The following is a 20,228-nucleotide window of genomic DNA, read 5'->3' on the forward strand; positions in this document are numbered from 1 at the left end:
TTGCATGGTGTGGCGAATATGGGAAAGCGGCATTCCGTCGGTAGAATACAAGCATGGATGACAATCAGAATCAGGCGATGTCGCCATCGGCGGACTATCAGCAGAATTTCATTCCTCCATCAGACGATGACTTGCCTATCGAAGCGGCGCAGGTGTTGCACGGGGTCCAGGAGACGCGGGAAATGCCCAAGTCCCAGACGTTCCCGTCCGGGCTTTCCGAAGAGCAGACGCCGTCTGAGTCTGCCGCCTTCGGGCAGCCGCAGGATGCGCCTACGGTTCCGCTCCCCGTGGCGGATGCCCAGCCGGCATGGGCGGGCGGGGCACCTGGCTATGGTGCCGAAGCGAATGCGCCAGCCGGACTGTATGCTGCCGGCACGTACGGACAGCAACCTGTGGGGGATGGTCAATCGGCGGCGCAGCAGGCGTCCTCGGGGCAGATTCCTCCGCAACAGCCGTATGCTCCCGGCGCATTTGCCCAATCGCCCTATGGCCAGCCGCAACAGGGGCATCCCGGATTCGGTCAGGGGTATGCGGTGCCTGCGCAGGATTCATATCGGTATGTGCAGCCGAATCAGCCGTGGAATGTGCTCACGATTATCGGCTTCGTCTTTGCGTTCATCAATCCGTTGGTTGGCTTGATTTTCTCGATTATCGCTTTGGTCATGGTGCGCAAGTCGGGCGAGAAGAGCCGGGGATTGGCGATTGCCGGTATCGTCATCGGCGCGATTAATCTCGTTGTGGTGATTATCGCCGTGTGTGTGTTTGCATCGGCGTTATCTCAGATTGCGTCCGACTATGGCTCGGGCGATGGGCAATCGGATGAATCTATGATGTGCATCGATGGCCAGTGCCAGTCCTTGCCGGGAATCGGGTCGAATGGCGGGGGTGCGAGTGGAAGTCTGCCAGGCGGTGATGCCGATGGTGCTGATGGGAATGGCTCCACCGACGATGGCGGGATTCTCGGTGATGGCGGCGAAGACCGGGATGATTACAGTGGTCTGCTCGGTGGCGATGCCGCCGTGGCCGACCCTGTGGCCGTTCATGTGTCGGGTCTTGGTGTCAGCGTCGTCACTGCCAGTGCGGCCGTCGCGACTGAAGATGCTTAAAACCGCTAAATCGCAAGGTTTTGCGATGCTGATTGGCGGGAGTGAAAAAAGCGACACGCCGAAGACAGTGCTCGATTTGCGCTCATCGTCATTCTGAGTAATATAAATACTCGGCTGCTCCACGGAGCAAACGCCACGGCCTCGTAGCTCAGTTGGTTAGAGCGCCGCCCTGTCACGGCGGAGGTCACCGGTTCAAGTCCGGCCGAGGTCGCGAATGGTAAAAAACCCGGTTCATCCGGGTTTTTTTAACCGTCCATGGCTCTGTAGCTCAGTTGGTAGAGCGAGCGACTGAAAATCGCTAGGTCAGCGGATCGATCCCGCTCGGAGCCACAAGAACCCCGATTCCGTATGGAACCGGGGTTTTCTCATTTCTGAGGCCTTGGCAGTCGCTTGGTGTCCGGCCGTCTCTCGCGCCGAACCTGGGTGATGGACAACGTGTGTCCCGTGGTCTGGCAGTGCGAGTGTCGGCCGTTATCCTCTACAAACTGTTTACGCTGGGAGGACTGTTCGCGTCACCAGTTTGTGGAGTGTTTCGAGCGAATTCGTATCTGTTCGTTGCGCAATCGTGCTGTTGCATGACGGGTAGATACCGTCGGGATTCTCGGTTGGATTGGTTATACCGGGCCGTTGTGTCATTGGGTGGTTGCATGGCGGCGGGATAGACGCCAGTATCTTGGACTCAGACGATGTTTCTCTCCGCACTGCGATAGCGCAGTTGCACAGCAGACAGATACCACCGCAATCCGTAACCCCCGAGTGCAGGAGACACCGGCGACCAGTTGGCGGTGCGGTCAGCATACCGTTCTGCAACCCCATCTGTACGGAAACCGGGGATATCTGTCTGTGGCTCGTGGCGCGTCATGGGCACCGAATCCCTGGAATATCGCCATGTTCTCGATGTGTGCCAGCAGGAATCCCAGCCGTCAACGAAGATTTTTCATCTTGTTCGCCTCGGCGTGTCGCGATGATGAAATGGATATTAGACGTGGCGACAAGGAACGGCCGTCTGCAAGAAACAAACGAGAAAGGCACATGACATGAGAAACAACAACGGCAACATCAGTGACAACTTCATCAGCAATACCAGCGGCAATCTGGAACCGAAATGGGACGCCGAGGATTTCATCACTTTGCGCAAGGGCATGAGCATTGATGACATCCACGCGGCCATCGAGGCTGAGCTTGCCGGATTCGGTGATTTCCATTTGCCGGTGCAGATGTGTGATTTCCGTGCGTCCACACGAAAGAACGAACAGCAGATTGTGTTTTCGTTCAAGGGCGACCAGTGGAAACCCATGGACGTGTGGTCTCCCGGGGACGCCCGCATCTTCGAACAGTTTGCTGAAATCCGCCTTGTGGCAAGATTCCGGATCGATGATTCTACAGGTGAGCCCGGCATGGAGCTTGACAAACGTGAGAGTTTCGGCGACGGTGTGCTGTTTGGCGATGATGCTTCGACGCGAAGAATGCTGTGCACCGGCATTGACGATCCCTTGAAAGGAGTATACGGTCTGGCGGTCACCCCGTTGAACGCCATTATTCCGATCACCGATGACGCCGTCATCAGATTCCGTTCGATTGCCAACAGTCGTTGGAACTGCATCGATATCTTTTCTGGGGTGCAATGGCGTCATCGGCATCGCAAGTATGCGATGTTCTATCGCGACGACAAGAAGGACGAACCGTTGATCCGGCGCAGCATCGAGCTCTATGAGCAGCAGCTGCATATGCTCATCGCCACCGGCGCGAACCCGAAAATCGCGCTCGCAGATTAGCGGGTTCGTGCTGCTGCGGTGGCTTGTGACTGTCGTTGTGATGAACCAATCACAAGCTGCGGAATATTGCAATGCGCCATATGCATCACACACTACGCATGAATCACAAATCAGATTCGCCGTTGACTAGGTATCGGCGGCGTTCATGGAAAGGGAATACCATGACAATTCACAACAAACAGGGAATGCAGGAGCGGACACGCCTCGATGCACGGCAGGAAGCTCGCACCGAGCCGATGGCGCGGCCAGTCGAACCGGATTTCCCTGATTTCGGGGATAGCGACGACCGACATGGATGCGACTGGGATGAGTCGATTTGCGATGAGACGGCCACACACTACACGCACTGCATATGTGGCGACCCGGATTGCGAGTCGGACCACATCCAGTATTACTGCGACCGTCATTACGCTTTGACGCTTGCGCTTAGGCTGGATCATTTGCGTGAATGCAAAGGATATGAACATGACGAGCCGTGCGAGGATAATCGCGTGGTCACGCTCATGCATATCTCCGATTTTGGTCCACTGGCGGTCTGACGGGCGGAAGAGTCGCACACCTCGATGACATGCTGACACGAGGTAAAACAAACGATAAAGCCAGTTTCCGGTGCGTCCTGCTGATTGAAGAAGCACCGGAAACCGGCTGGAATGGAGAAAGAGAGAAAGATATTACTCGTCACCGTAACGCCGCGCCAGCTGCAAACCGGCTCGTAGGAGTTCGTCACGCACCGATTGTGGGGATTCGACCCGTACATCGGCGAGTGCGTACTGCAGCGCCCACCAGATAATGCCCAGCTTGGGACTGCGTACGCTGACCCGGTAGTGGAATGCCTGGACCCCTTCGTGGTCGTCATCAGGGTCAAAAGGCCCGTCGACACGTTCAACCTTGGGGTTGTCGAACCATTCATACACATTGGTGAGCACGCTCGGTCCGATGCTCATGACCACGTCGACCAGTGTGCCCATGGTCATGTGCGGGCGCTGTCTGGCGAATGCGACCGCATCGAACCGGGGTGCGCCGGTCAGCTTCCGCGGCAACCCGTTCTCGTCCCAGGTATCGGCGGGTACGGCGATTCGCGTACTGGTGATCCGTAAATCGCGGATGCGATTGACGGCGAAACAGAACAGGTTGGTGTGATTCTCATTCTGGTCGGTGTTCTGGGGGACTGGGCAATTGTGGAAGTGCCCGAGCAGATAATACCCGCCCTTCTTGTACACCATGTTGTATGGATCGAACACGTAGTGTCTCGGTTTGCCGGTCCGGCGGTCCAGCCGCTTGACCAACCTGCCGTGCTCGTCATAGTCGCAGTAGGAGAAATCAACGGCCAGCTGGTTGTTCGTGGCCTCGGTGATTTTCTCGATTGTGGCGAGGAACTCCCCGTTGATGTGCTCGTAGCCATCGATGGAGATGTCCGGTAGGTTCTTGGAAGGGGCGCTGCCTCCGGCAAGCTGATACAGGCCAGAGATGACCCCCTGGAGTTCCTCCGGATCAATCCGGGAGAGCATCAGGCTGTCTTCAAGCAGACGCACCTCGGAAGGAGAGAGCACCGGTGCCATATACCAACGGCTGTCGTCGCCTTCTTCGTCAGCGGATGTCTCGCCGTCGTCCGCGCGGCGGACCTCGCGGCCGAGAATGCGCGTGTATTCAAGGTATTGCAGCTGGTTGACCACGGTTTCCTTGGACGGCGCCTTGTAGAAGGAGTTCTGTCGGTTATCGGCCTCGAGCAGATCGATGATATCGTCAGGTGTCAGTGGGTGGTCGTCGCTGCTGTGCCTCCACAGTGTCGCGAATACGTCCATCAAAGGGTTTGCGGCGCGGGTGTCGCGGATTTCCAGCGCTGACCGCCAGTCGTCAGCGCTTCGGATAGTGTCATCAGGTGTTGTCATGGTATCCCTTCCTGTGATGTAATTGCTCCTCGTTGATCCCTACTCCAGTATGCCATGAAAACGTCTTGGCATATCACGGTCAATCTGATATGCGACTGACGGCGACAGACGATTGGCGGTATGCGAGTGGTGGCAGACGAGTGGCGGTGGAAGGGAAGCGGTGGTTGACTCTGCTGGCGGTGCGTCTTGCAGGGCTGGTGGCAGACAGTCGGCGGACATATGCTGCTGGCGGGGCATAGCAGGTGGCAGAGCATCTCTCAATTCCGCTCTTCGCCGTGTCTTCTCGCTGAGTGACTACAATAAGTTTCGTCAATGGCGTTCCTACACAATGGGAACTGTTCGAAGGAGAACACACATGGTATACAGAATGATCTTTAATCAGACCGCATATTTTGGCCGTGGCGCAATCCGTGAGATACCTGTAGCCGCCAAAGCGCGCGGGTTCAAGAAGGCATTCATCGTCACCGACCCGGTGCTACTGGAAACCGGCACTGTGGCGAAAGTGACCGCAGTACTAGACGAAGCCGGTCTGCCGTATGAGATTTTCGACAATGTCAAGCCGAATCCGCCGGTTGAATGCATCCAGGACGGCGTGAAGAAATTTGCTTCTGCAGGAGCTGACTTCCTCATTGGTCTCGGCGGTGGCTCGCCACAGGACACGTGCAAGGGCATCGGCATCGTCACCGCGAACCCGGAGTTCGCCGACGTGCTGTCTCTGGAAGGCGTGGCAGACACCAAGAACCCGTCCGTCCCGATTTTCGGCGTGCCCACCACAGCAGGCACAGCGTCGGAAACGACCATCAACTATGTGATTACGGATACCGCCAACAAGCGCAAGTTCGTGGCAGTCGACCCGCATGACATCCCGGTTGTCGCCTTCGTCGACCCTGATTTGACCGACTCCATGCCTCGTGGACTGAAAGTCGCCACCGGTCTGGACGCGCTGACCCACGCGATTGAAGGCTTCATCACACCCGGCGCGTGGTCGCTGTCCGATTGCCTGTCCATGCAGACCATCCGCATGGTCGCCCAGAACCTCGCCAAGAGCGCCGACGGCGACAAGGCGGCAGGCGAGCAGATGGCATACGCCAGCTATATCACCGGCATGGCGTACTCCAACGTCGGGCTCGGTCTGGTTCACGGCATGGCACATCCGCTCGGCGGGCGGCTCGGCGTTGCCCATGGCGTGGCCAACGGTATTCTTCTCGCCCCGGTTATGGAATACAACAAAGACTTCACCGGCGAAAAGTACCGTGATATTGCGCAGGCCTTCGGTATCGCGGACGCGATGACCGGCGATTTGGAAACTGTGCGTGAGGAAGCGGTCCAGGCGGTGCACCAGCTGACCGTCGACCTCGGCAATCCGACCAAGATCTCGCAAGTCGGAGCCACTGAAGCCGACCTCAAGCCGCTCGCGCATGACGCGTTCCATGACGTGTGCACGCCGGGCAACCCGCGCAAGGCGACCGAGGAGGACATCCTCGCGATTTACACGTCGCTGATGTAAAGGCCTTTTGACACGCCTGGCCATGGCAACAGCGGTCATCACGACAGCAGCCATGGTAGCGGCTGTGCCATGACGGGACGCGGCGTGCGGGGTAACAGTCTTCGCGGGATTTCTGATTACAGAACCCGCCATGCGACCGGCACCGGCTCATAAATACACAAACTGGTTACGCTGAGACACCTCTCAGCGTAACCAGTTTGTGTAATGGGACGGACACGGATTCCGTTGCGTACCGCCTACTGTTGCGTTCCGGCGACCGCCGTCGTGCTGGACCGCCGTATGCAGCAGCGCACCACCCGCCAGACCGCTATTGGTCCGACCCTGCCAGCGTCAGTGTGCTGCCGTCGGATTCGGGCTGGCCCTCCGCATCCGCGTCGGCTTCGTCCTGCTCGTCGCGCTTGGCCACGTCGAACTGCTCTTTCAACCACAGCCGCTCCGCCGGATTGATGTCCATACGATCGAGATACCGCTGATACATCGGGTACAGGGTGTGCATCCACGGGTACAGCGCGTACAGCGTATGCTCCGGCTTGCGTTTGCGCCAATGGTCCGGATGTGCGGCGAACGTGTTGCGGAAACGGTTCATGTAATTGCGGAACGACGTGAACGACGTGTCCATACGCCTCGCGGAAATGCCGCAGATCATGCGCTGGCAGTACACGGTTTTCATCGAGCGGCCAAGCAGATGCAGGGAAACGTCGATATCCTCATGCATCACGTCCTCACGGTCACGGCACACTTCGTTCGCAATCTGGTGCCATGCGCTCGCGCGCAATGCCATATTCGACCCGAACAGCAGCACCTGGTCGCCATCTGCCCGGTACATATGCCGGCGCACGCTGTCATCGCCGCGCAAACTGACGCGTTTGGCGGGCATATCGTAGTAGACGACCGGCCCGGTCGCGCCCATCGCTTCGGGATCTTCGGTGAAAATGCCCGAGACCACTTCGACCCAGTCGGGTTTGAGCATGCAGTCGGCGTCCACGCGGCCCAACACGTCGCCGGTGGCGTGGTTCAGTCCGTAATTGCGCGTCGGGATGAGCCCTTGTTCATCATCCTGATGCAGCAGACGGACCGGCGCGTCAGGATGTTCTTCCATGAACTGCTTGACAATGTCGACGGTCGCATCAGTGGACCGGTTATCCACCACAATCACTTCATGGGGCATCACGGTCTGCCGGGTCGCGTTCGTCAGACAGTCGGCGATGCGCTCCTCCTCGTTCCACGCGGGAATGACAATCGATACGGCTAGCATGCTTTCTAGGATAAGCAAGGACGTCTACAGTGCCGCGCCTGCGCCCGACGCTACGCTTGCCGACAACTGTCGACGCTTCGTGTCGCCTATGTAGAATGGGGAGCCATGAGCCAACAAGAGGAACCGCAAATCGATCTTGCCTCGGTCTTCCCGCAAAAGGGTGACCCCCGGCGCCCGCCAGAATGGTGGGGGCGCGGCCTCTTCTATGCTGTCATTGCTGTGTTCCTCGCCGTATTTGTGTGGAATTCGTGGGGAAAAATCGACACCATCGTCCTTGATGTTGTGGTGTCGGTGTTTATCGCGCTCGCCATCGAACCGTTGGTGATCAGGCTGATTCGCCACGGTTGGAAGCGCGGCGCGGCCTCCGCGGTCAGTCTGATCGGTGTTGGAGTCATCGTGGTCGCCTTGATGGTGCTGTTCGGCAACATGTTTGTCCAACAGGTCATCTCCATGGTACAGAGCGTGCCCGCATATTATGACCAGATCACCGACTTCGTATCCAAGGAATTCGACTTCCAACTGCCGCAAATGGAGAATCTCGGCAACGAAGTGATGAAGAACCTCAAGACATCATGGCTCACAGACGTTGCCGGCCAGGCCTACAACACCACGGTCGGGCTGTTCGGCTTCCTGTTCAACCTGCTTACGGTGCTCATGGTCACGTACTATGTCTCAGCCGCAGGCCCCCGCGTCCGCCGCAGCCTGTGCCAGTGGCTCGGCCCGTCCACCCAGCGTCGTTTCCTGTTCGCCTGGACCGTCGTGCAGGATCAGATTTCCGGCTTTCTGTTCTCCCGCACGATTCTCGCCGCCATCAACGCCACATGCACCGCGATTTTCCTTGATGTGATTCATGTGCCGTACTGGCTGCCGCTGGCGCTGTTCTGCGGTCTGACTTCGCAGTTCGTGCCCACGATCGGCACGTATCTGGGCGGCGCCCTGCCGGTGATTTTCGCGTGGGCGTCGCACGGGCCGACATACGCGGTGATTGTGGTGGTGTTCATCGTCGTGTACCAGCAGATCGAAAACCTGATTTTGTCTCCGAAGATTTCGCAGCGCACCATGGATTTGAACCCTGCAATCGCCTTCCTGTGTGTGCTGATTTTCGGCTCGCTGTTCGGCGCTCTTGGGGCTTTCCTCGCGTTGCCGATCACCGCCAGTTTGCAAGCCATTTTCCGCGCGTGCACGAAACGCTATGACCTGATTGATTCCCCACTGATGAACGATCCGGAGCCGAAGAAGAAATCCAAGGTCGTCGAAGGTGCGGAGGCATTCAGCGAGCATGTCATCAAACCGATGAGCGAGCGAATGCCCCGCGTTGCGCAAAGTTCCGGCTCGCATGTTCCGGTGGGCGAAGAACTGCGTGAATTGCAGGAACAGATGTACCGGCATACTTCGGAAGCCACACCAGGTGACGATGTCCCGACCGTGGCGATTCCCAAAGGCGTGATCAGCCCCGAAGCCAAACCGCTTAAGGGCACTGACGAAACCGAAGACCATCAGCATGGAGTCCACGGTGAACCGAACCGCGATGTTGATGCGGCTCCAGAAGCTCACGCAGCACCCGAAGTTTCCCAGGCGTCCGAAACTCCCGAGATGCGTGAAGCCACCGGGGTTCCCAAGTCTGCCAAGACCCTCGGCAATCCTGAGTCCCCGCACCGTGCGCAGGAACGCGCCCAAGCCGATGACAATCCCAGAAAGAAGTGGCACTGATGGTCCTGCTGTCCGTCCTTGATATTCTCCTGATGATCCTCGGCGGCGCCGGACTGGTGTACCAGGCGATTTGCGTGGTCGCCTCGCTGTTCGCCAAGCAGATCACCTTCCCCGACGCGCCCATGGACACGCGGTATGCGGTGCTGATTTCCGCCCGCAACGAGGAAGCCGTCATCGGCAATCTCATCAATTCAATCCGTTCGCAGACCTATCCGTCACAGCTGGTGGACATCTGGCTGGTGGCGGACAACTGCACCGACAACACCGCAGGGCTGGTGCGTGACATGGGATGCCATGTCATCGAACGCTTCAACAAGGAGCAGGTGGGCAAAGGCTACGCGTTGAGCTATCTGCTGGACCATATGATCAGCGAAGGTGTGACCGACCGCTATGACGCGTTCTTCGTATTTGACGCGGACAACCGTCTCGACAAGCATTACATCGAGGAAATGAACAAGGCGTTCCATGCCGGATTCAAAATCCTCACCAGCTACCGCAACTCCGTCAACCTTGCCGACAACTGGGTGTCTTCCGGTTCCGCGCTATGGTTCATCCGCGAATCGCGATTCCTCAACAACTCGCGTATGCTGTTCGGCTCGAGCTGTCATGTGGGCGGCACGGGGTTCATGTTCTCCCAGGAAATCATGCGTCGCAACCGTGGATGGAAGTTCCATCTGCTTACCGAAGACCTTGAATTCAGTATGGACTCTGTGCTTCACGGCGACCGGATCGGGTACTGCGGCACCGCAATCCTCTACGATGAGCAGCCGGTCACTTTCGGGCAGAGCTGGCGTCAGCGTCTGCGCTGGAGCAAGGGATTCCTGCAAGTGTTCCGCTATTACGGTCCGGCGCTCATCAAGCGTGCGGTGCGTGAACGTGACTTTTCCTGTATCGATTTCACCCTGGTGCTCTGCCCGTTCATGGTGCTCGGCATCGCACGATTCCTGCTGGGTTGCCTGTTCGCGGCATGCGGGTTCGTCACATGGCAGAGCCAGCTGAACTCGATTGGCGGTTGGACCTACGGTATCGTGCTCGGTGTGCTGGCCATGATGGGACTTGCGGCATTGACCTGCGTTGCCGAACGTGGACAGATCGGTGCCACCAACAAGGAGCTGTTCGCCTATGTGCTCAGTTTCCCGATCTATATGCTCAGCTATGTGCCGATTTCCTTCCAAGCGGTGTTCTCGAAAGCCGAATGGAAGCCGATCGAGCACCGAGGCAAATAACCGACAGGCGGCTTGGGCTGTCACCGCACCGCTGCCACGCAGGTTGCACGACGACATCCGGAAAGCTCCCGCTGACACGTTCAGCGTGGGCGCTAAGCTGGGTCTGCACCGGCCCGCCTGCGAATCACGCGGGATAATCAAGGTGAAATGACCGTCCGACGGAAGGAGCGCGTGGTGGGAGCACGGGTGGAGCTGCGCAGGCAACAGCGGACACAAACGAGCCGGCTGTTGCGTATCGCCATATCATCCGCCGTGACCATACTGCTGGTCATTGGCTATGCCATCGGTGATATGACTGACGTCCTGCCCGGAGTGCTCACCTTGTCCGACGTCGCCAATCCCTCCTATGCAAGCCCACAATCCGCACGCGCGGCATCGGTCCTCACCGGCAAAGCCGACAGAACACGCGCCATCGACGCCACCGCTGCACAACAGCTGATTGACGCATTCGCCGCGGATCCCAGCGTCGGAACCGATTTCTCCATCGTCATCGCGGATGCGAAAAGCACTGTCGTCGCAAGCCATGAGCCACAAGCCCAGCGCGAACCCGCTTCGACGATGAAAACGCTGACGGCGCTCACCGCCTCATCGGTTTTGGACATGGGCTCTACGCTGGAGACAGGAGCCTACCTCGAAGGCAGCGGGCGATCCGCCACTCTGTATCTCAAAGGCAGCGGGGACATGCTGCTGGGGTCGGGGCAGAGCGACCCCAATCATGTCAACGGTCGCGCAGGCCTGGGAACGCTTGCGAGTGACACCGCTGCTGCGCTCAACCAACGTGGAATCACATCGGTCACATTGAAATATGATGACACGGTGTTCGCCGATCCGAGGTATCCTGCGACTATTGCGAAGAACAACCCGGGCAACATGTATTACACGGCGGTGTCCTCGATGGCGGTTGACGGTGGGCGCCAATGGACTGCCGACGACAAGCACGACCCCGACCTGTTCACCAGTTATCCGTTGCTCTCTATGACTCCGGCGGCGGATGCGGCATCGACATTCGCGCAACGCCTTACGCAATACGGCATCACGGTGAATGGCAGTCCATCCGCGCAGCGTGTGCCCCAGGGGCTGTCTCCGATTGCGACCGTCCATTCCGCGACGCTTGCCGAAATCATGGCGTTCACATTGCGACACTCCGACAACACGCTCGCCGAGGAATTCGGGCGTCTGCTCGCCAACGCGACCGGCAACGAGAACAGTCCCACCGGGGCGACCACGGCCGTCAAACAGGAACTCGACAAATTGGGCGTGTCCACCAACGGGCTCGTGATGGCCGACTGCTCCGGTCTGTCCGACGGTTCAAGGCTCACCGCCACCACGCTGGTGGAGGTCCAGGAACGCAATGTCAAGATCGGCGCCGCGGTGGCACAGGCGGAAGGTCTGTCCATCCCCGGGCTCGTCGGCACCGCGAAGACCCGTCTGACCGACCAGTCGGTGGCAGGCCAGTTGCGCGTGAAAACCGGCAGCCTCGCGCAGGTCACCTCCATGGCGGGCAATGTGTCCCGAACCAAAGGCGGGTTGCTGTCCTTCGCCGTAATCGTCAACAATCCAACGAATCTGTATTCGGCGCGAATCGCCATCAACACGTTCATGAGCTCGTTGGCCGGGCTGTAAGGGCTGTAATGGGCTGTAAAGATCGCATTGGGCTGTAAGAATCAGAAGCTGTAAGGAGTCGGCATGACATACACGGCAACCTTGAAATCCGCCATCGGCAAGCTGCGCGGATGCTTGGAGCGGGCCGGCCTCGGACGGCGGGACGAACGATTCGCGCAACACGGCACGCACACTCCTGCGGGCGATGCGCCCCTTGTGTTGGTCGCATGCTCGGGCGGTCGTGATTCCTTGGCGCTCGCCGCGCTCGCCCACATCGTGTGCGGAACCTTGGGATTGCGCTGCGGAGCCATGATTATCGACCACCGCATGCAAGAAGGGTCCGCCGGCGTGGCTGCACAAGCGGCGAGCACGTGTGTAGATTTGGGGCTTGACCCGGTGATCGTACGCATTGTGCACGTCAATCAAGACGGCAACGGCCCGGAGGCGGCGGCTCGGGACGCCAGATACGAGGCGATGTTCGACGAGGCACGTGCATGTGGAGCGCAGGCCATTCTGCTCGCCCACACGAGGGACGACCAGGCGGAGACCATCATCATGGGGCTGATGCGTTCAGGCGGTGTCGACGTGCTGGACGGCATGCGCGAATGCAACAACCGGTATGACGATGTGATGCTGTTGCGCCCGTTCCTCGGCATCACACGGGAACAGACGACTGCGATATGCCGCGATTTAGGAATCAGCTGGTGGGACGACCCGACCAACGGCGACCACATCCCTCAGGGGGAGCGGTTGCCGCGTGACTACCCGCTGCGTTCCCGGATCCGACACGACCTCATGCCGTTGCTTGACGACATCGCGGGCGGCGACATGGCCGGTCATCTCGCCCAATACACCGATATCGCCGCCAGAGACCGGGATTATCTCGAGTCCAAAGCACTGGTTGTCTACGATTCCGTCGTCACACCGGAGGAAACCGGGGGAAGCCTCGGGTGTTCGCTGGACGCGAAGGCGATGTTCTCCCTGCCTGCCGCGATCAGAATACGAGTTATTGCGATGGTGTGCACGAATCTCGGCATCGCCGCGTCAATACAGCACATCGAATCGATTGAGCGTCTCATCGTTGACTGGCATGGCCAGGGTGTGGTGTCGCTTCCCAGCGGTTACCAAGCTTTCCGCAAGAAACACGTCATTCGCGTGTGCCAAGATAGTGTGCATGAAAATCGCTGATGTTCAGGACCAGATCGACCACGAGTTGATCAGCAAGGCAGATATCCACAAGAAAATCAATGAGGTCGCCGCGCAGGCGAGTGAGGACTACCGCGGCAAGGACCCTCTGCTCGTCGCCGTGCTCAAGGGGGCGGTCAACACCATGGTCGCCTTCTCGCAGGCGATGAGCATCCCGGTGCAGATGGATTTCATGAGCCTGTCCAGCTACGGGTCGGGAACGTCAAGCAGCGGCACGATTACGGTACGTCAGGATTTGTCGACGGATGTACGCGGCCGCAACGTGCTCATCGTTGAGGACATCGTGGATTCCGGGCGTACGCTCGCATGGTTGGTCGAGGAACTCAAGCGCCGAGGTGCACAATCCGTGGAGGTCTTCGCGCTGTTGGAGAAGCCGTCCCGTCGTGAAGTCGACGTGCAGGTAAAGTACAAGGGGTACGAGGTCCCTGACGAGTTCGTCGTCGGATTCGGCCTCGATTATGACGAGCGCTTCCGCAATCTCGATTCGATCGCGGTGCTGAAGCCGGAAGTATACCAAGGAGAACAGGCATGAGCTATCCGCAAGGCCCGCAGCAGCGGCCGCCTATGGGCGGAAACAACGGCAATCCATTCCGCCGTGGCGATTCCGATAACTCGCCGAAGGGAGGCAACGGTGATCACCCGTGGTGGCAGTCCCCTTGGTTGTGGGTCGTGGTGCTGGTGCTGCTGACCATCGGCGCGTTCCAACTCTTCGCCTCCAGCGGCACACAGACCATCAACACGCAGGACGGTCTGAAACTGCTTGAGGACGGGCAGGCCACCTACGCCGAAGTGATCGACAATCGGCAGCTGGTCAAGCTTGAGCTCAAGAACGACTATACGAAGACCGACGCACAGGGCAAGACGCATAATTACGGCAAGAACGTCCAGTTCTACTACACCTTCGCCCAAGGCGCGGATATCATCAAGGCCGTGCAGAAGGACGACCCGAGTGACGGCTGGACATCCAACATGCAGCAGACGAGCGCGATGTCCTATCTCATCACGTCCATCCTGCCGTTGATTATTTTCCTGGGGCTCCTGTGGTTCATGATGAGCCGCATGAGCAACGGCATGCTCGGCATGGGCGGGAGCAAGAACAGCGGGAAGCTGCTCGAAGGTCAGACCCCGAGCACCCGGTTCGCCGACGTCAAGGGTGAGGACGCTGCACTGCAGGAGGTCGAGGAAATCAAGGACTTCCTCAAGGATCCTTCCAAGTACAAGGCCCTGGGTGCCCGCATTCCTCGCGGTGTGCTGCTCTACGGTCCTCCAGGAACCGGTAAGACGCTGCTCGCGCGCGCCATCGCAGGCGAGGCGGGCGTGCCGTTCTACGCGACTTCCGGATCGGACTTCGTCGAGATGTTCGTCGGCCTTGGCGCCTCCCGTGTGCGCGAACTGTTCGACGAGGCGAAGAAGAACGCCCCGGCCATCATCTTTATCGACGAAATCGACGCTGTCGGCCGCAAGCGTGGCTCCGGTATGAGCGGCGGACATGACGAACGCGAGCAGACCCTCAATCAGCTGCTCGTCGAGATGGACGGCTTTGACAACGATACGAACCTGATTATTATCGCCGCGACGAACCGCCCAGATGTGCTTGACCCGGCGTTGCTGCGTCCAGGACGTTTCGACCGTCAGGTTGCCGTCGAAGCCCCGGATTTGGAAGGCCGCGAGGCGATTTTGAAGGTCCATGCCAAGGGCAAGCCGTTCGTGCCGGACGTCGACCTGCATATGGTCGCCGTGCGTACGCCTGGCTTCACGGGCGCCGATTTGGCGAACGTGCTCAACGAGGCCGCGCTGCTGTGCGCCCGTGCCGGTGCCCAGCTGATCGACAACCGTGCCATCGACGAGGCCATCGACCGTGTGCAGGCCGGCCCGAAGCGCCAGTCGAAGGGCATGGCGCTCAACGAGTTGCGCAACACCGCCTACCATGAGGGCGGCCACGCCCTGGTCGCCGCATGTATGCACGACACGGACCCGGTCACCAAGGTGACGATCCTGCCGCGAGGCCGTGCCTTGGGCTACACGGCCGTCATGCCGACCTCGGACCGCTATTCCGAAACACGTAACCAGCTGCTCGACCAGATGGCGTACGCGATGGGCGGGCGCACCGCTGAGGAGATTGTGTTCCACGACCCGACCACAGGCGCGTCGAACGATATCGAGAAGGCGACGCAGATTGCCCGCAAGATGGTGCTCGAATATGGCTTCTCTTCGAAGCTCGGTGCAATCAAGTGGGACGATGCGGACGCCCAGGACGATTACGACGGGTTGAAGCCCCGCCCGTACTCGGAGCGCACCGCGGAAATCATCGATGAGGAAGTTGACAAGCTGATCGAGAACGCGCATACCGAAGCGTGGAACGCGATTAACGACAACCGTGACATCCTCGACGAACTGGTCCGCCAGCTGCTGGTCAAGGAGACTCTTAACGAGAAGGAACTCGCCGAAATCTTCGCGAATGTGAAGAAATCTCCGAAGCGTGAGGTATGGCTGTCCGACGAACGTAGGCCGGATTCCGACAAGCCTCCGGTCGAGATTCCGGACTCACTCAAACGCGGTGTTGGCATGAAACCGGGCGAGTGACCATATGGATTCCATACGATTGACGGGGATTCGCGCCGCCGCAGGGCAGGGCGGATCCCCGTCCGCTTGTTCTGGGCATGATGATGCGCCGCGGTGGCGTGATTTGCGTGCCGATGTCACGGTCACGCTTGATTTGCGGGAAGCCATCGCCGCCGATGACATCACACAAACCGTAGATTACGCCCAGCTGACCGATCGGGTGCGGCAGGTCATGGCGGCCGGCGCATACGAGTGTGCGCTGGTGGAAACGATTGCAGGACGCATCGCGCAGGCGGTGCTGCTGTCCCACAGGGTCCACTCGGTCGATGTCGTGCTTCATGCCGGGCACCCGCACGGGGCGGACATCGACGAAATCGTTGTGAATGTTCATCGTATGGCGGACGATGACAGCCGTGTCGGCGCTACACCGGCGGCGCAGGCGAGCGGATTAGTGCCGAGGCAAGACCGCAGTGAGAGCGACGGCGATGCGTACGCCGGCAACCCGTCAGATGGCGGACGACACAGCGCCAGCCAATCCGGCGTCCCAAGCGGGCATGCCAATCCCACGCAAGTGCCGGTGCAGCAACCTTCCCACGCCGTAATCGCCATGCGTGGTGGCAGCGGGGACGGGGAACACCTGATGCGCGCCGCAGTTGTCGCTTTGGACAGTGTGCCCGGCAACCAAGTGACCGGAATCTCGCCGCTGTACCACGTTAGCGCCATCGACGGCCCAGATTCGATGTCAGCGGTGGTGCTTGTCGATACGCGGCTGGACCTTGCCGCACTCAGCCACCTGCTGGCTTCCATCAACGACAAGCATCGCGACACGCTTGCATTGCATGCGGTGACCATGCGCTCTGATGCCGAGGGCGGCCGGCATGAACAGGTCGGCTGGCAGGAAGCGAAAACCAAGGCGTCGATCCTCGCTCCGTGGATGGATATTGAGCCGGATGCCAGCTTTGACGGCGACCCGCTGTCCTACCTGTTGGCGCTCGCTCCGGACGCGACTCAAGTAGGGCTGTTGTCGGACAGCTGGATTCTAGGAGGAATGCAATGAACAGCACGGACGAAACGAACCGTCAAGCCGGTCAAGCCAGTCAGATTGCTACTGCCGCTGCGACCGGCGCGGCCGGTGCCCCATGCGCGGCTCATCAGCAAGGCACACCCGATGATGGCATTGACGATGCCGCAATCCGCACCGCCGTGAGGATGTATCTCAAAGCAATCGGCGAAGACCCGGATCGCGATGGCCTGCTCGACACTCCCGATCGGATTGCCCGCGCTTCGCATGAGCTGTTCGCGGGTCTGCACAGCAATCCGCAGCAGGTCTTGGAGAAGCGATTCCCGGTGGACACCGATGAAATGGTTCTAGTACGCGATATCGAACTGTATTCGGTGTGCGAACATCATCTGCTCCCGTTTCACGGCGTCGCGCACGTCGGCTATATCCCTTCGCACGGGGCAGTTGTCGGGCTGAGCAAACTCGCGCGGCTGGTGGACGTGTACGCGCGCCGCCCGCAAGTCCAGGAACGGCTCACCCAGCAGATTGCGGACGCGCTTATGGAGTATGCGGATGCGCGCGGTGTCATCGTGGTCACGGAGTGCGAGCACTTGTGCATGTCCATGCGGGGCGTGAAAAAATCCCAAGCCCGCACCACGACATCGGCGGTTCGCGGAATCATGAAGAACCCGACGACCAGAGCCGAAGCGATGAGCCTGATCTTCTCGCAGCGGTGAACACGGAAAGAAGACAACACATGGACCAAGCATTGCAGGCGTTGCACGATGCCCCCAACACCATGGTGATGGGCGTGCTCAATATCACCGAAGATTCATTCTCGGACGGAGGCAAGTGGCTTGATCCCCAAGCCGCCGCCGAGCACGGTCATGCATTGGCTAAGGCGGGGGCGCAGATCATCGATATCGGCGCAGAATCCACCCGTCCCGGCGCCAAACGTGTCAGCGAACAGGACGAGCTCAATCGCGTGCTCGGTGCTGTTCATGCGCTTGCAGACACCGGCGTGCCGCTGTCCATCGACACCACCCGCGCCAGTGTGGCAGAAGCGGCTTTGGAAGCGGGCGCGTCGATTATCAACGATGTGTCAGGCGGCCGTTTGGATCCACAGATTCCGCAGGTGGTCGCCGAACACGACTGTCTGTATATCGTCCAGCATTGGCGCGGCTGGCTTTCGGGCTCGCAGGGCGCGACCCCGGATGCCGATACCTCCGTGTACGCGGGCGGTGTCATGCACGATGTCCGTGAGGAGCTGCTCAGACAGGTCGACGATGTGCTGGCCGCCGGAGTCAGGCCAGAACAGATCATCATCGATCCGGGGCTGGGGTTCTCCAAGCCGAGCGCGGCGCATAATTTCCCCCTGCTTGTCGGCTTGGATACCTTGCGCGCGAGCGGGTATCCGGTATTGATCGGCGCGTCTCGCAAGCGTTTTCTCGCTGATGCGGGGATTGACCCCGGCAATATGGCGGCGCGGGATGATGCGACCGCCGCATTGTCCGCCATGTGCGCCGAACATGGCGCGTGGGCTGTGCGTGTCCATGATGTCGCCAAATCGCTGGCCGCCGTCACGATGGGCACCATGTGGCGGACCTACGCCAACGCGTGATGTGGGCTGATTGCGTGCTGAACTTGGGCTGAATGCGGCATTCGTTATTTGGAAAGGAGCTGCGCACATGGACACCATCACGCTCACAGGAATCCGTGCGCAAGGTACGCATGGCGTGCTGGAGCATGAGCATACGCGGCCTCAGCCGTTCATCGTCGATGCGGCAATCGAGCTTGATCTCAACGCTGCCGGCCGGTCTGACGCGCTCGATGACACGGTGGATTATGGCCGGGCGGCGAAGGCGATCGTCGGGATTATCGAAGGGGAGCATGTCGATCTGATCGAACGGCTCGCCCAGCTTGTCGCCGACGCGTTGCTCGCATTTGAGCGGGTTAGGCGGGTCACGGTCACCGTTCATAAGCCGCATGCGCCGATCACCGTGCCCTTCACTGATGTGAGCGTGACCATCACCAGGGATGCCGAGGATTGTCTGACTGCCCCAGCGGACGATGACGTTGCGGTCGGTGATTGTGGAGATTACAGCAATCACAAGGATTGCGGCGATCAGCATGAGGACAGCGCCCGGAGCATCCACCACGTCGTGTTGTCTCTCGGTGCGAACCAGGGCGGAAATGCCGCTGCCATCACCGGGGTGTTGCGCGACGCCGTCCGGCAGCTTGATGCGATCGAGGGCACGCAGATCACCGGCGTGTCGTCGCTGTATCGCACCAAGGCGTGGGGAATGCCGCAGAATACGTCGGATTTCCTCAACGCCATCGTGCTGGCATCCACCACGCGCAGACCGCGGGAGCTGCTGCAGACGATCCACGATATTGAGCAAAGCGCCGGCCGCGACCACGGCCAGCATTGGGCATCACGGCCGCTTGACATTGATATCATCGATGTTGACGGCATGGTGTGCGACGACCCGACGTTGACGTTGCCACATCCACGGGCGTGGCAGCGTGCTTTTGTGCTTGTGCCGTGGGCTCAGGTCGATTGCGACGCGCGGCTCGCCGGCCCGCATGGCGGCAAGGTCGCCGAACTTGCGCGCAATACCCCAGACGCGCACAGTGTGGAGGTCGTCTGTGACGATTGGATGGTTGCACAAGCGGACAACCTAGGGAATCCCGATACGCAAGGAGATCGATGATCATGCGAAGAACCCCGTGGTGGCAGTACGCGATTGCGGCGCTGGCAGGCTGTCTGCTCAGTGTGGGTGTGACGAAAGTCGCGGAAAACATCCAGTTTGACATGCTTGGTGCGCCGATTGTGGTGTCGGTGGTCATGCTGGTCATGGGACTGGTGGTGCTGGGGTTGGCGATTCAGGTGCGTATCTACGCGCGGACTGATCCGAAGAAACGTACGCACAGGCTTGATCCCGAGCGTGCGGTCAACACGCTGATCCTGTCGAAGGCGCTGGGGCTTGCTGCGGCGTTTTTGCTTGGCTGGTACGGGGTGCAGTTGATCATCGCGTTGCCACACAGCGATGCGCCGTATTATGCGGGGGCGATTCGCGAATGCGCTATCGCGGCGGCGGTCAGCTTGATTGACATGATTATCGGCATCATCAGCGAGTGGTTCTGTCAGTTGCCGCCCGATGAGGGGCCGGAGAACCCGAAAATCAAGGAGCGCCAGCGTCAACAGCGTCAACTCGCCCGTGGCGGCGTCGCCAAACGCAGCTAGTGTGCGTGCCGCTTCTGCCGACGGTGAGTGCGTCGTCAGCGTCGGCAGAAGGTTGGTGGTTCTCCCAAACTATGTGTTTCCCAAACTGGTTACGCTGGTGCCCGGTTTTCCGTCAGCAGTTTGTGAGTATCCCCAAACTTGTG

At 59.6% G+C, this 20,228-nt stretch carries 17 protein-coding genes and 2 tRNA genes; 17 read left to right on the top strand and 2 right to left on the bottom strand.

The window, feature by feature from the left end; genetic code table 11:
* The first annotated feature begins 53 nt into the window (after window positions 1-53).
* The 5 genes from K315_RS09840 (at window position 54) to K315_RS0101630 (ending at window position 3,420) form a co-directional block, all read left to right on the top strand.
* Window positions 54-1,106: a DUF4190 domain-containing protein gene (locus tag K315_RS09840; protein ID WP_029575886.1), complete on the top strand. Its 1,053-nt coding sequence runs from the start codon at window positions 54-56 to the stop codon at window positions 1,104-1,106.
* Window positions 1,107-1,243: 137 nt separating this feature from the next.
* A tRNA-Asp gene (locus K315_RS0101615) sits at window positions 1,244-1,317 on the top strand.
* 46 nt (window positions 1,318-1,363) lie between these two features.
* Window positions 1,364-1,436 (top strand) — tRNA-Phe (locus tag K315_RS0101620).
* A 707-nt stretch (window positions 1,437-2,143) separates the two neighbouring features.
* Entirely contained in the window at window positions 2,144-2,881 is a 738-nt protein-coding gene (locus K315_RS0101625) for a hypothetical protein (RefSeq protein WP_029575887.1), read from the top strand.
* Between the two features lie 161 nt (window positions 2,882-3,042).
* Window positions 3,043-3,420 (top strand): hypothetical protein, encoded by a 378-nt coding sequence (locus K315_RS0101630; RefSeq protein WP_029575888.1) that lies wholly within the window; start codon window positions 3,043-3,045, stop codon window positions 3,418-3,420.
* A gap of 132 nt (window positions 3,421-3,552) precedes the next feature.
* Here K315_RS0101630 and K315_RS0101635 read toward each other — a convergent pair whose 3' ends face one another.
* A complete protein-coding gene (locus K315_RS0101635) occupies window positions 3,553-4,770 on the bottom strand; it encodes a helix-turn-helix transcriptional regulator (RefSeq protein ID WP_029575889.1) in 1,218 nt (405 codons plus the stop codon).
* Between the two features lie 355 nt (window positions 4,771-5,125).
* Here K315_RS0101635 and fucO point away from each other — a divergent pair, with 355 nt between their 5' ends.
* Entirely contained in the window at window positions 5,126-6,277 is a 1,152-nt protein-coding gene (fucO, locus tag K315_RS0101640) for a lactaldehyde reductase (protein WP_029575890.1), read from the top strand.
* A gap of 307 nt (window positions 6,278-6,584) precedes the next feature.
* Here the strand turns inward: fucO and K315_RS0101645 are convergent, their stop codons facing one another.
* Window positions 6,585-7,532 (bottom strand): glycosyltransferase family 2 protein, encoded by a 948-nt coding sequence (locus tag K315_RS0101645; RefSeq protein WP_029575891.1) that lies wholly within the window; start codon window positions 7,530-7,532, stop codon window positions 6,585-6,587.
* Window positions 7,533-7,637: 105 nt separating this feature from the next.
* On the opposite strand from K315_RS0101645, the gene K315_RS0101650 reads away from it, so the two are divergent.
* The 11 genes from K315_RS0101650 (at window position 7,638) to K315_RS0101700 (ending at window position 20,085) form a co-directional block, all read left to right on the top strand.
* A complete protein-coding gene (locus K315_RS0101650) occupies window positions 7,638-9,242 on the top strand; it encodes an AI-2E family transporter (protein ID WP_029575892.1) in 1,605 nt (534 codons plus the stop codon).
* A complete protein-coding gene (locus K315_RS0101655; protein ID WP_029575893.1) occupies window positions 9,242-10,468 on the top strand; it encodes a glycosyltransferase family 2 protein in 1,227 nt (408 codons plus the stop codon). Before K315_RS0101650 ends, K315_RS0101655 begins: the two co-directional genes overlap by 1 nt.
* Before the next feature lie 147 nt (window positions 10,469-10,615).
* A complete protein-coding gene (locus K315_RS0101660) occupies window positions 10,616-12,091 on the top strand; it encodes a D-alanyl-D-alanine carboxypeptidase/D-alanyl-D-alanine-endopeptidase (protein WP_044085696.1) in 1,476 nt (491 codons plus the stop codon).
* A gap of 63 nt (window positions 12,092-12,154) precedes the next feature.
* Window positions 12,155-13,258 (top strand): tRNA lysidine(34) synthetase TilS, encoded by a 1,104-nt coding sequence (gene tilS / locus K315_RS0101665; RefSeq protein WP_029575895.1) that lies wholly within the window; start codon window positions 12,155-12,157, stop codon window positions 13,256-13,258.
* A complete protein-coding gene (hpt, locus tag K315_RS0101670; RefSeq protein ID WP_029575896.1) occupies window positions 13,245-13,808 on the top strand; it encodes a hypoxanthine phosphoribosyltransferase in 564 nt (187 codons plus the stop codon). The genes tilS and hpt overlap by 14 nt, the downstream gene beginning before the upstream one ends.
* A complete protein-coding gene (gene ftsH, locus K315_RS0101675; protein WP_029575897.1) occupies window positions 13,805-15,859 on the top strand; it encodes an ATP-dependent zinc metalloprotease FtsH in 2,055 nt (684 codons plus the stop codon). Before hpt ends, ftsH begins: the two co-directional genes overlap by 4 nt.
* A gap of 4 nt (window positions 15,860-15,863) precedes the next feature.
* Window positions 15,864-16,895: a dihydroneopterin aldolase gene (locus K315_RS09845; protein WP_029575898.1), complete on the top strand. Its 1,032-nt coding sequence runs from the start codon at window positions 15,864-15,866 to the stop codon at window positions 16,893-16,895.
* Complete coding sequence (folE, locus tag K315_RS09105) at window positions 16,892-17,575, top strand: GTP cyclohydrolase I FolE (protein WP_029575899.1); 684 nt, start codon at window positions 16,892-16,894, stop codon at window positions 17,573-17,575. Before K315_RS09845 ends, folE begins: the two co-directional genes overlap by 4 nt.
* A 20-nt stretch (window positions 17,576-17,595) precedes the next feature.
* Complete coding sequence (gene folP / locus K315_RS0101690; protein WP_029575900.1) at window positions 17,596-18,459, top strand: dihydropteroate synthase; 864 nt, start codon at window positions 17,596-17,598, stop codon at window positions 18,457-18,459.
* Between the two features lie 67 nt (window positions 18,460-18,526).
* The gene (gene folB / locus K315_RS0101695; RefSeq protein ID WP_029575901.1) at window positions 18,527-19,552 is read left to right on the top strand and encodes a dihydroneopterin aldolase; all 1,026 of its coding nucleotides are present in this window, start codon (window positions 18,527-18,529) and stop codon (window positions 19,550-19,552) included.
* Window positions 19,549-20,085 (top strand): DUF3180 domain-containing protein, encoded by a 537-nt coding sequence (locus K315_RS0101700; protein WP_029575902.1) that lies wholly within the window; start codon window positions 19,549-19,551, stop codon window positions 20,083-20,085. Before folB ends, K315_RS0101700 begins: the two co-directional genes overlap by 4 nt.
* Window positions 20,086-20,228 lie beyond the last annotated feature (143 nt).

Origin of the sequence: Bifidobacterium thermacidophilum subsp. thermacidophilum DSM 15837 (assembly GCF_000426425.1) — a bacterium.
GTDB lineage: Bacteria > Actinomycetota > Actinomycetes > Actinomycetales > Bifidobacteriaceae > Bifidobacterium > Bifidobacterium thermacidophilum.